This window comes from Stenotrophomonas maltophilia group sp. Smal13 (assembly GCF_030236855.1).
Classification (GTDB): domain Bacteria; phylum Pseudomonadota; class Gammaproteobacteria; order Xanthomonadales; family Xanthomonadaceae; genus Stenotrophomonas; species Stenotrophomonas maltophilia_A.
On sequence record NZ_JASJSQ010000027.1, the window covers coordinates 43559 to 54635 of the forward strand.

The window sequence follows — 11077 nt, forward strand, 5'->3', positions numbered from 1 at the left end:
CGGCTGTGCTTATATGTCTATACAATATAGGCGTCCATTTCGGGTTGTCCAGCCATGTCCGATTCGCGTTCCCCGCACAGTTTCCATGCCGCCCACGCCCTGCTGGTCGAGGGTTGGGCCCGCGATGTCCGCCTGCAGGTGCAGGACGGTCGCTTCACGGCGATCAGTACGGGGCAGGGCGCGCAGGCGGGCGACACCCGCGCCGGCATCCTGGTGCCGGGCCTTCCCAATCTGCACAGCCACGCCTTCCAGCGCGGCATGGCCGGGCTGACCGAGATCGGCGGCGGCGACGGTGACAGCTTCTGGAGCTGGCGCGAGCTGATGTATCGCTTCCTGGCCCATCTGCGCCCGGACGCGGTGCAGGCCATCGCCGCCCAGGCCTACATGGAAATGCTGGAAAGCGGCTTCACCCGCGTCGGTGAATTCCACTACCTGCACCACGATGCTGACGGCCGGCCGTATGCCAACCGTGCCGAGATGAGCGCGCGGATTGCGGCGGCGGCCGACCAGACCGGCATCGGGCTGACCCTGCTGCCGGTGTTCTATGCGCATGCCGATTTCGGCGGGGCGGCACCGAACCCCGCGCAGCGACGCCTGATCCACGACGTGGACGGCTTCGCGCAGCTGCTGGACGCCGCGAAGCCGTCTTTGGCCGCGCTGCCCGATGCGGTGCTCGGCATTGCCCCGCACAGCCTGCGTGCAGTCACCGGCGAGGAATTGAGTGCTTTGCTGCCGCTTACCGACGGCCCGGTGCACATCCACATCGCCGAACAGGTGCGCGAGGTGGAGGCCTGCCTGGCCTGGAGCGGCCAGCGCCCGGTGCAGTGGCTGTACGACCATGCGCCGGTGGATGCGCGCTGGTGCCTGGTGCACGCCACCCACATCACCGACGATGAGCGCGCCGCCATCGTGGCCAGCCAGGCGGTGGCCGGCCTGTGCCCGATCACCGAAGCCAACCTTGGCGACGGCCTGTTCCCGATGCAGGCGTTCGCGCGCGAGGGCGGGCGCTTCGGTGTCGGTTCCGATTCCAATGTGCTGATCGACGCGGCTGAAGAACTGCGCCTGCTTGAGTACGGTCAGCGCCTGACCTTGCGCGGGCGCAACGTACTGGCCCCGGATGCCACCCGCAGCACCGGCCGCTTCCTGTTCGAGGGTGCGCTGCACGGCGGTGCACAGGCGTTGGGCGTGGCCGCCGGGCTGCAGGTTGGCGCCAGTGCCGACCTGGTCGAGCTGGATGCCGCACACCCCGCGCTACAGGCGCGGCAGGATGACGCATGGCTTGACAGCTGGGTGTTCGCCGCACGTAATGGCGCGCTGCGATCGGTCTGGCGCCATGGCCGCCAGTGCGTGGCCGACGGCCGCCACCTGCAGCGCGAGGCGATCACCACCGCCTTCGCTGCCGCCCTGCGTGGCGTGCTGGGCTGATCGCCTCCCGCCACCGAGACCCCATCACGTGAAGGCCAGCAAGTCCGCCACGCTCAACCAGCGTATCCGCAGCGATCTGGAAAGCCGCATCCTCAGCGGAGAGTGGGCGCCGGGCTTCCGTATTCCGTACGAACACGAGCTGATGGAGCAGTACGGCTGCTCGCGGATGACCGTGAACAAGGTGCTGACCGCGCTGGCCGAGAGCGGCATGATCGAGCGTCGCCGCCGCGCTGGTTCGTTCGTGGCGCGGCAGCCCCCGCACCTGGAGCAGGTGGCGCTGGAGATTCCCGATATCGCGATGGAAGTGGGTTCGCGTGGCCATCAGTACGCGTATCGCCTGCTGCAGCGCGACCTGCGCCTTGCAGATGCCGGCAATGCCGGTGAAGTCGAGCTGGCCGGCAGCGAAATGCTGCTGGCGATGCGCTGCCTGCACCTGGCCGACGGCCGCCCGCTGGCGCTGGAGCATCGCCTGATCAGCCCGGTGGGCGTGCCCGAGGTGCTGGAGGTCGATTTCAGTACCACCGCGCCGGGCAGCTGGCTGCTGCAGAACGTCTCGTGGACCCGTGCCCAGCACCGCATCAGTGCCTGGGGCGCGGATACCGCCACCGCCAAGCTGCTGGACGTGAAGCCCGGCACCGCCTGTCTGGTGATCGAGCGCCTGACCTGGCGCGGCGAACAGCCGATCACCCGTGTGCGTCAGGTGTTCCTCGGCGACGCCTGGGACCTGGTGGCGCGCTTTGCGCCTGGGGCAAGGTAGGGTCGACCCCGCTCGGGACACGCTGTCGCCTTGAACTCTGTCGGGGCGTGTGTACGATGTGTATCGTCCCCGCATGAAGAGCAGGGACCTCATCCGGGATCTGGAGGCGGCAGGTTGGACCTGTCGCCGGATTCGCGGATCCCATCATGTATTCGTGCACCCGCAGCACCCCCACATCATCACCGTGCCTCACCCTAGGAAGGATCTGGGGAAGGGCTGGTGCAGGCGTTGCGGAAGCTCGCAGGACTGACGTAGGAGGGCCCATGCGATATCCAGTCTTGATCGAGGCAGGCGATGAGCGCACCGCGTGGGGTGTGGTCGTTCCGGATCTGCCGGGGTGCTTCTCGGCGGCCGACACGCTTGAGGATGCGCTCAGCGCTGCCGAGGAGGCTGCGCTCGCCTGGATTGATGCGGCCCTGGATGACGAGCGCTCGATTCCGACACCTTCCGCGCCACAGAAAATCGCCGCCGAGGCATCCAAGGACATCCGTTGGATTCTTGCGTACATCTGCATTGATCCGGCCCTGCTGGACGACACCATCGAGCGGGTCAATATCAGCCTGCCACGCCGGATCCTGGCGAGGCTGGATGCGCAGGCCAGAGCGGCAGGTGAATCGCGCTCCAGTTACATCGCCCATCTCGCGGCATTGGGCTGAGCAGGCGCCATGTAGAGCCGAGCCATGCTCGGCTGCTGTTCGCGCGATGCGCGATGAGTCGAGCGTGGCTCGACGCTACAGAGGCATCCACGCATGGCGTGGATCTACAGACACCCCAATCAATACGTAGCGCACTGCCGCCAGCGTACGGGCTCATCCACGCCAGGGCGGGCGTTGAGCTGGATGCGCACGTTACGCAGGGCGGGGTAGTGCAGCACTTCCTCGCAGACCTGCGGCCACACCGCGTCCAGCTCGCCGGTGCGGTTGATCGCCAGCGTCTGCCGGGTCAGCCAGACACCGCTGGCGATGCCGGGCTTGCCAGCCAAGGCACGGGACAGATCGGCCTGGAAGCGCTCGAGCGTGGCGGCATCCGGGTTGGGATTGCTGCGCGCATCGGTTGAGGGCGTGGCCGGCGCAGGCGCAGCGGCCGGCGTCGTGGTGGCGGGGGCCGGCGCCGGTTCGGGCGCCGCTTCAACCGCAGGCGCAACCGGCGCGGGGACGACCGCCACCTCGGCAACGGGCGGGGCGTCCTGCACATGCAGCCCTTGCAGGCTCAATCCCACCAGCAGGCCCAGCGTCACCGCGGCGAGCGCGGCTATGGCAATGCGGCGCAGGGCTTCATGGCGGGCGCTGGCGCGCACACGGGTTTCGATTTCCGCCGGTAGATAGGGCTGCAGCAACGGCCACAGGCGCGGGCCGTCCAGCACCTCGACGGCCTGCTTTTCGGCGGCGCTGCGGCCGTCGCGTTCCATCCGGCCTTCGGTCAGCAGCACGCCGCCGCGGGCGCCGGCCAGGCGCGCGGCCGCGCCCAGTTCGTTCACCGCGGCGGTGCCGATGCGATAGGCCAAGCCGTGCTTGCACGAGACCAGCCAGCTGTTGGGGCCGTCGCTGAGCAGGAAATCGCTGCTGGGCTCACGGGATTCCTCGCCCGGGTCATCCAGTTCGCGCAGGCCGCGCTGCTCGCGCAGCATGCGCTTGACCAGTACCGAGAACTCGCGCCAGTGCATGCCCGCCAGGGCCTGCAGGCCGAGTTGCATCTCCTTTTGCCGCCGCTTGATCCACCACAGATAGACAACAGCCAGGGAACAGGTAAGCAGGGCCGACAGCAGGGCCAGGATCCAAGGGAGCATGCAGGAGGTGCGCGGAAGGGGCGAATGCGAAGGCGACAGTGTAAAGGTCGCGCCGTGCCGCTGAGTCAGGAGGTTCCTGACAGGAAGCGTGATGGAGCACGCAATTCGGAATACCGCAGGCACGAAAAACCCGCCAATCCTGAAGCCGTGAGGGGAGGGAACAAACGGCAGCCGAAGCGATTGGCGGGTTGCTCGCGATTGTCAATCAAAATTTATTGCATTGCAACAATGGTCGGTCAGGGCACGCTGCCTGGCGACTGATGGCTGCCCGGTGCAGGTGCATCAGCGCCCGAGGCGTCGCGATTCTCCAGCTTGGCCAGGCGTGCCTGCAGTGCGTCGATGCGCGCCTCCAGCGCAGTCACCTCGTCGGCGGTGGGCACGTGCAGGCGCTTGAGTACGCCCTGCACCTGGTCGTCGAACGCTTTTTCGACCTTGTTCCAGGTACCGGAAGCCTTCTCGCGGGCCTCGTCCAGCGACGTTTCAACGTTGTCGCGCCAGCCCGGGCCCTGTTCGCTGTTGCGTTCACGGCGGCGGGCTTCCCAGGCTTCGCCTTCCTTCACCAGGCCGTCGAAGAATCGGCTGCCTTCGGCCTGTGCACGGCCAAGAGCGCCCAGGCCGGCCAACCAGACCTGTTGCGCCGAGTCACTCAGCTTGCGCGAGAAGCGCTCGGCCTGGTCACCGAAAGAGGCGTCGTCGTTGCGGCGGTCGTCGTTCTCGTAGTGGTTCATCGCACTTCCCGTGGGAGTTGGGCCTGCCCCGAGAGTAGCGCGCGTTGGCGTTGCACGGCCGTGATGGCCGCCGCCGGGGTTCAGCCCAGCTTTTCCTTCAGAACGCGCTGGATCTCGCCTTCGACCATGCCCTTCATCGCCGACAGCAGGAAGCCCAGCTTGGCCGTGACGCGCACGGCGCCCGGCTGCAGTTCGATCGCACCGTCCACGCCGCTGCCGGAGAAATTCAGTACGTCGGCAGTCCAGGACGACTTCAGGCCGAAGCGCTCGGACAGCTTGGCGGCGACCTGTTCGATCGCGGCGCGCGCCTGTGCATCGGGCAGGGCGTGGGCGTGGCGGACATCGATGGTGGACATGCAGGCTCCTGGCGCAAAGCGGGGATGATCAATGAGGGCGAGCATTGTGCGCATCGAGGGCCTTCGCGCCAAGCACTCATCGTGGGTTCTTCTTCGTGGGCGACCAACCTGCTAGGCTGCGCCGCGTGCAGAACCTGCTTGTTCACTTCAGCCAACAACAACAGCCCGACCAGCCGCTGCGGCCCGGGGTGCAACGCATCGTGCGCCAGGCCAATGGCAGTGTGAGGCTCGGCGACGCCGGCCACGGTGCCCTGCTGCTGGCGCAGTTCTGCGTGGATGATCGCGGCCTCTGGCTGCAGGTCGGCAACGGTATCCGCGGCATTCATGTGAACGGTCGCCCGGTGCGGCGCATGGCGCTGCTGCGTGCGGGCGATGCGGTGTATGTGGACGGCGTGGAAATGGTCCTGCAGGGCGAGGTGGAGAGCCTGCTGCAGGCCCCCGCACCGAACAGCGGTGACGGCACCAATGAGCAGCAGCGCCTGCTGCGCGGTGTCGGTGGCCTGCACCATGGCCGCAGCTTCACGCTGTCGCGGTCCCGCCTGATCGGCCGCGGTGGCGACGCTGACATCGAGATCAATGAACCGGCCTTCGCCGAACAGCACGCCCGCGTGGAAGTGCACGGCGAGCGCGTGCTGTTGCGTGACCTGGGCAGTGCCGATGGTACACGGGTCAATGGCGTGGCCGTGCGCCACTGCTGGCTGCAGGCCGGCGACCAGGTGGTGTTCGATGGCCAGCACCGGTTCGTGCTGGAAGTGCCGCATGACCCGCGCCGGCGCCCGCTGCCGGATGAAGACGAGTCCAGCCAGGACGCCGAGCAGGCGCCGGTGATGCCGGCCGCGCCGCGCAAGGTCCGGCGCTGGCCGTGGCTGCTGGTGAGTGCGCTGCTGCTGGCCGCACTGCTCAGCCTGCTGCTCTGGTTCGGCGCGCGCTGATCTGAACCGGCCGTATCCGCTCTGGTAGGTGCCGACCTTGGTCGGCACGCTCCTTCGGCGGGGATGACGCCTGACGGCGTACGCCGACCAAGGTCGGCGACTACCGGGGCAATGCTGCTGGCCAATGGATTCCAATGAAACCAAATTTCCCTTGCCGCACAAGGCCGCAAGGCTGGTGCACTGCGGCATACTAGGGATCTTGCCCCACAGGTGTGACATGACGCGCGCGTTCAACTTCAGTGCCGGCCCTGCAACCTTGCCGGAGTCGGTCCTGCGCCAGGCGCAGGCGGAAATGCTGGACTGGCACGGTACCGGTGCCTCGATCGTGGAAATGAGCCATCGCGGCGCGGAGTTCATGTCCGTGGCCGCCGAGGCCGAGGCCGACCTGCGTCGACTGCTCGATATCCCCGAAGACTATGCGGTGCTGTTCCTGTCCGGTGGTGCCACCACCCAGCAGGCGCTGATCCCGCTCAACTTCGCCACCCCCGGCCAGCGTGCCGATTACGTGGTCAGTGGTCACTGGGGCAAGACGGCGGTCAAGCAGGCCGGTGTCTACGTTGATGTCAACATCGCCGCCAGCAGCGAGGCCAACGGCTACCGCGAACTGCCGGCGCGTGCCGATTGGCAGCTGTCGCCCGATGCCGCCTACGTGCACCTCACCGCCAACGAGACCATCCACGGTGTCGAGTTCCGTGATGTACCCGATACCGGAAACGTCCCGCTGATCGCCGACTTCAGTTCGTCCATCGCCAGCGAACCGCTGGACGTACGCCGCTATGGCGTGATCTACGCCGGCGCGCAGAAGAACCTCGGTCCGGTCGGCATCGCGGTGATGATCATCCGCCGCGATCTGCTGGAGCGCAGCGGCCAGCCGCGGGCGGACATCTTCGATTACCGCTCGCACGTCGCTCGCGACTCGATGCTCAACACGCCGCCCACCTGGAACTGGTATCTGGCCGGCCTGGTGTTCAAGTGGATGCTGGCCGAAGGTGGCGTGGCCGAGTTCGCCAAGCGCAATGCCGCCAAGGCCGCGCTGGTATACGGCGCCATCGATGGTTCCGGGGGCTTCTACCGCAACGAGGTCGCACACCCGGCACGCTCGCGGATGAACATCCCGTTCTTCCTGCCCAATGCCGAGCTTGATGCCCGTTTCGTCGCCGAAGCCAAGGCCGCCGGCCTGCTGGCGCTGAAGGGGCACAAGGTGGTCGGGGGCATCCGCGCCTCGCTGTACAACGCCATGCCGCTGGCCGGGGCCGAGGCGCTGGTCGCCTTCATGGCCGATTTCCAGCAGCGTCACGGTTGAGCAATGAACGGCGCGCACCGTCGGGTGCGTGCCCCGCAACAAGGAACTCCGATGGCAAGCAGCAAATCCAGCAAGAAGGCGCCGAAGAAGGCTGAACCGGCCAAGGACAGCGCGCCCACCAAGGCGAAGGGCAAGGCCAAGGCCGCGTCGAACCCGGCACCCACCCTGGCGCCGCTGGCGCTGGCCGATGTGCGCTCGAAGATCGACCAGATCGACCGCGACATCCAGAGCCTGATCGCCGAGCGCGCGCGCTTCGCCCACCAGGTCGGCAAGGCCAAGGGCAAGCTTGCCGCCGCCGTCGACTACTACCGCCCCGAGCGCGAAGCGCAGGTGCTGCGCATGGTGGTGGACCGTAACGAAGGCCCGCTCAGCGATGAGCTGCTGGTGCACGTCTACCGCGAGATCATGTCGGCCTGCCTGGCCCAGCAGGAGCCACTGAAGATCGGCTACCTCGGCCCGGAAGGCACCTTCAGCCAGCAGGCCGTGCTCAAGCACTTCGGCCGCTCGGCGCTGGGCCTGCCGATGGCCAGCATCGAAGAAGTGTTCCAGGAAGTGGAAGCGGGCAACGCCGATTTCGGCGTGGTGCCAGTGGAGAATTCCGGGCAGGGCACCATCCAGATCACCCTGGACATGTTCCTGACCTCCAACCTGAAGATCTGTGGCGAAGTGGAACTGCGCGTGCAGCAGTACCTGATGTCGCGCAGCGGCCGCATCGAGGACATCGAGCGCATCTATGCGCACCCGCAGTCGTTCATGCAGACCTCGGCGTGGCTGCGCGCCAACCTGCCGAAGGCCGAGAAGATTCCGGTGTCGAGCAACGCCGAAGGCGCGCGCCGTGCGCGCAACGCCGACGACGCAGCGGCCATCGGTGGCGAGAGTGCCGGCCATGTGTACGGCCTGAAGAAGGTGGTCACCAAGCCGATCCAGAACGATGCCGACAACACCACGCGATTCCTGGTGGTGGGCCGCAACATCTTCCCGACCTCCGGCCATGACCGCACCTCGGTGCTGGTGTTCATCCATGACAAGCCCGGTGCGCTGTTCGACGTGCTCAGCCCGTTCGCCCGCCACGGCATCAGCATGAACCGCATCGAGTCGCGCCCGTCGCACCACGGCAAGTGGGAATACGGCTTCTTCATCGACCTGGCCGGCCATATCGACGACGCGCCGATGCAGGCCGCGCTGGCCGAACTGGAAGCGCACTCGGCACAGATCAAGGTGCTGGGTTCCTATCCGGTGGCCGTGCCCTGAGTGCTGCTGTGGCGGCTGCGACCGCTGCCCCCTGATGCATCGCCGGTGCTGCCGGCGTTTACGGAATGATCGAACGATGAGCAACGCGCAACACTGGATTGCCCGCAAGGGCCAGCCGCTGCAGGGCAGCCTGACCATTCCCGGCGACAAGTCGGTCTCGCACCGCTCGGTGATGTTCGCCGCGCTGGCCGATGGCACCTCGCATATCGAAGGTTTCCTGGAAGGCGAGGACACCCGCGCCACTGCGCGCATCTTCGGCCAGCTGGGCGTGCGCATCGAAACCCCCAGCCCGTCGCAGCGCATCGTGCACGGCGTCGGTATCGACGGCCTGAAGGCGCCGGATGCGCCGCTGGACTGCGGCAACGCCGGTACCGGCATGCGCCTGTTGGCCGGTCTGCTGGCGGGCCAGGCATTCGACTGCACGCTGATCGGCGATGAGTCGCTGTCCGGCCGCCCGATGCGCCGCGTGACCGGCCCGCTGTCACAGATGGGCGCGAAGATCGACACTGAAAGCGATGGCACGCCGCCGTTGCACGTGCATGGCGGCCAGACGCTGCACGGCATCGACTTCGCCTCGCCGGTGGCCAGCGCGCAGATCAAGTCGGCGGTGCTGTTGGCCGGCCTGTACGCGCAGGGCGAAACCCAGGTGACCGAACCGCACCCGACCCGTGACTACACCGAGCGCATGCTGTCCGCGTTCGGCGTGGACATCGAATTCTCGCCCGGCAAGGCACGCCTGCGTGGTGGTCAGCGCCTGCGCGCGACTGACATCGTGGTGCCGGCCGACTTCTCTTCGGCCGCGTTCTATCTGGTGGCGGCCAGCATCATTCCCGGCTCCGAGCTGCGCCTGAAGCAGGTCGGACTGAACCCGCGCCGCACCGGCCTGCTGCACGCGCTGCGCCTGATGGGAGCGGACATCACCGAAGAGAACCCGGCCGAGCAGGGCGGTGAGCCGGTGGCGGATCTGGTGGTGCGCTACGCTCAGTTGAAGGGCGCACGCATTCCGGAAGCACTGGTGCCGGACATGATCGACGAGTTCCCGGCGCTGTTCGTGGCCGCTGCGGCCGCCGAAGGCCAGACCGTGGTCAGCGGGGCCGCCGAACTGCGGGTAAAGGAATCCGATCGTCTCGCCGCGATGGCGACCGGCCTGCGCGCGCTGGGCATGCAGGTGGACGAAACCGAAGACGGCGCCACCCTGCACGGCGGTGTGCGCCTGGGCAGCGGCACCATCGAAAGCCACGGTGACCATCGCATCGCCATGGCCTTCGCCATCGCCGGCCAGATCAGTGACGGCGAAGTGCGCATCAACGATATCGCCAACGTCGCCACCTCCTTCCCGGACTTCGATGGCCTGGCGCGCAGCGCCGGGTTCAACCTGGCCTGAGCGGCCACGCCCGGCAGATGACGTAACCCGGTAGGTGCCAACCTTGGTTGGCAGGCTCACCTCACCCGGTAGGTGCCAACCTTGGTTGGCAGGCTCACATCACCCGGTAGGTGCCGACCTTGGTCGGCACGCCTTTCCGCATAAAAAGACGGAGGCCGAAGCCTCCGTCGAAACATCACGAACCCCTCGTCCGCGATCAACGCTGCTCGGTACGGAAATCCACCGGGACCCGCACCACGCTTGCTACTGCGCGGCCGTCATGCACCGCAGGCTGGAACTTCCAGTTCTGCACGGTGTTCAGCACCGCACGGTCCAGGTCGCGGCTGCGCTCGCCGCTGCGCGAAACGATCGCAGCGTTGGCGACATTGCCACGGGTATCAACATTCAGGCTGGCGATCACGCTGCCCTGCACGCCACTGCGCAGTGCAGCAGCGGGGTAGGTGGGCATGCGGTTGCTGGCCAGCGGGCGTGCTTCGCGATTACGTATCGCCGGTGCGGCCTTGTGCTGGCTGGAGGCCGGGGCGGCCTGGCGCGTTGCAGGTGCTGCTGCATCGGTCACCGCAGCCTGCTCAGGGGCGGGCAACATGCGCTCACCGACCGGTGCCGGCGCCACATCCTCCTGGTTGGAATGGCGCAGCCACAGCAGGGCGGCCGCAAACATCGCCACGATCAGCGCGATCCACATCCAGGGCGACGTGGGCTTGTGCTGCACGCTCGAATCCTGCTGCAGCTGCGGCGAATGAAGGTCTTCGTGGGTGGTGGCAGTCATCGCAAACTCCTTCCGTCAACTGACGACGTGGGAAGTGTTGCCCGAGCCATGGACGGGAAGTGTCAGCGCTGCGTCAACGCCACCGGCAGGGTTCAGTTTGCCTGCCGGTAAGCGTTCAGTTACTGCGTCTTGAAGTCGAACGGTACTTCAATGCTGCCGGGCACGGCCTGGCCATTGCTCTGCGCCGGGGTGAATCGCCAGCGTCGCACCGCGTCGGTGGCGGCACGGTCGAGGTCGCGTGAACCACTGCGCTGGATCACTGTGGCGTTGTTGGGATAGCCGGTGGCATCCACATCCACGCGTACCACCACGGTGCCGGTTTCGCCGGCGCGCAGGGCGGCGGCGGGGTACGACGGCGGCGGCGACTGGCCGGCAATCGGCATCGG

13 protein-coding genes are annotated in these 11077 nt (G+C 67.2%); 8 read left to right on the forward strand and 5 right to left on the reverse strand.

Annotated features, from left to right (window positions below; all coding sequences use genetic code 11):
* The first annotated feature begins 54 nt into the window (after window positions 1-54).
* From QRO95_RS11405 to QRO95_RS11420, 4 genes are all read left to right on the forward strand, one after another.
* The gene (locus QRO95_RS11405; RefSeq protein ID WP_285302582.1) at window positions 55-1425 is read left to right on the forward strand and encodes a formimidoylglutamate deiminase; all 1371 of its coding nucleotides are present in this window, start codon (window positions 55-57) and stop codon (window positions 1423-1425) included.
* A gap of 28 nt (window positions 1426-1453) precedes the next feature.
* On the forward strand, window positions 1454-2182 hold the full coding sequence (gene hutC, locus QRO95_RS11410) for a histidine utilization repressor (protein WP_049422110.1): 729 nt from the start codon (window positions 1454-1456) through the stop codon (window positions 2180-2182).
* A 73-nt stretch (window positions 2183-2255) separates the two neighbouring features.
* Window positions 2256-2432 carry a type II toxin-antitoxin system HicA family toxin gene (locus QRO95_RS11415; RefSeq protein ID WP_223224646.1) on the forward strand — a complete coding sequence of 59 codons (177 nt, stop codon included), beginning with the start codon at window positions 2256-2258 and terminating at the stop codon, window positions 2430-2432.
* 28 nt (window positions 2433-2460) lie between these two features.
* Window positions 2461-2838, forward strand: a complete 378-nt coding sequence (locus tag QRO95_RS11420) for a type II toxin-antitoxin system HicB family antitoxin (RefSeq protein ID WP_285302583.1) — start codon at window positions 2461-2463, stop codon at window positions 2836-2838.
* Window positions 2839-2957: 119 nt separating this feature from the next.
* Here QRO95_RS11420 and QRO95_RS11425 read toward each other — a convergent pair whose 3' ends face one another.
* The 3 genes from QRO95_RS11425 to QRO95_RS11435 all read right to left on the reverse strand — a co-directional run bounded on the left by QRO95_RS11425 (window position 2958) and on the right by QRO95_RS11435 (window position 5052).
* Window positions 2958-3968, reverse strand: a complete 1011-nt coding sequence (locus QRO95_RS11425; RefSeq protein WP_285302584.1) for a restriction endonuclease — start codon at window positions 3966-3968, stop codon at window positions 2958-2960.
* A gap of 236 nt (window positions 3969-4204) precedes the next feature.
* Entirely contained in the window at window positions 4205-4696 is a 492-nt protein-coding gene (locus QRO95_RS11430; protein ID WP_285302585.1) for a phasin family protein, read from the reverse strand.
* Window positions 4697-4776: 80 nt separating this feature from the next.
* On the reverse strand, window positions 4777-5052 hold the full coding sequence (locus tag QRO95_RS11435) for a polyhydroxyalkanoic acid system family protein (protein WP_005417302.1): 276 nt from the start codon (window positions 5050-5052) through the stop codon (window positions 4777-4779).
* A gap of 125 nt (window positions 5053-5177) precedes the next feature.
* Here QRO95_RS11435 and QRO95_RS11440 point away from each other — a divergent pair, with 125 nt between their 5' ends.
* The 4 genes from QRO95_RS11440 (at window position 5178) to aroA (ending at window position 9922) form a co-directional block, all read left to right on the forward strand.
* Window positions 5178-5984: an FHA domain-containing protein gene (locus QRO95_RS11440; RefSeq protein ID WP_201116715.1), complete on the forward strand. Its 807-nt coding sequence runs from the start codon at window positions 5178-5180 to the stop codon at window positions 5982-5984.
* A gap of 217 nt (window positions 5985-6201) precedes the next feature.
* The gene (gene serC / locus QRO95_RS11445) at window positions 6202-7287 is read left to right on the forward strand and encodes a 3-phosphoserine/phosphohydroxythreonine transaminase (RefSeq protein ID WP_285302586.1); all 1086 of its coding nucleotides are present in this window, start codon (window positions 6202-6204) and stop codon (window positions 7285-7287) included.
* A gap of 51 nt (window positions 7288-7338) precedes the next feature.
* On the forward strand, window positions 7339-8538 hold the full coding sequence (gene pheA, locus QRO95_RS11450; protein ID WP_014037689.1) for a prephenate dehydratase: 1200 nt from the start codon (window positions 7339-7341) through the stop codon (window positions 8536-8538).
* A 76-nt stretch (window positions 8539-8614) separates the two neighbouring features.
* Window positions 8615-9922, forward strand: coding sequence for a 3-phosphoshikimate 1-carboxyvinyltransferase (aroA, locus tag QRO95_RS11455; RefSeq protein ID WP_049462575.1), 1308 nt, complete (start codon window positions 8615-8617; stop codon window positions 9920-9922).
* Between the two features lie 196 nt (window positions 9923-10118).
* Here aroA and QRO95_RS11460 read toward each other — a convergent pair whose 3' ends face one another.
* On the reverse strand, window positions 10119-10691 hold the full coding sequence (locus tag QRO95_RS11460; protein ID WP_182266355.1) for an energy transducer TonB: 573 nt from the start codon (window positions 10689-10691) through the stop codon (window positions 10119-10121).
* A gap of 119 nt (window positions 10692-10810) precedes the next feature.
* Window positions 10811-11077 (reverse strand): energy transducer TonB (locus tag QRO95_RS11465; RefSeq protein WP_285302587.1); only part of this gene is annotated, 267 nt, incomplete at its 5' end.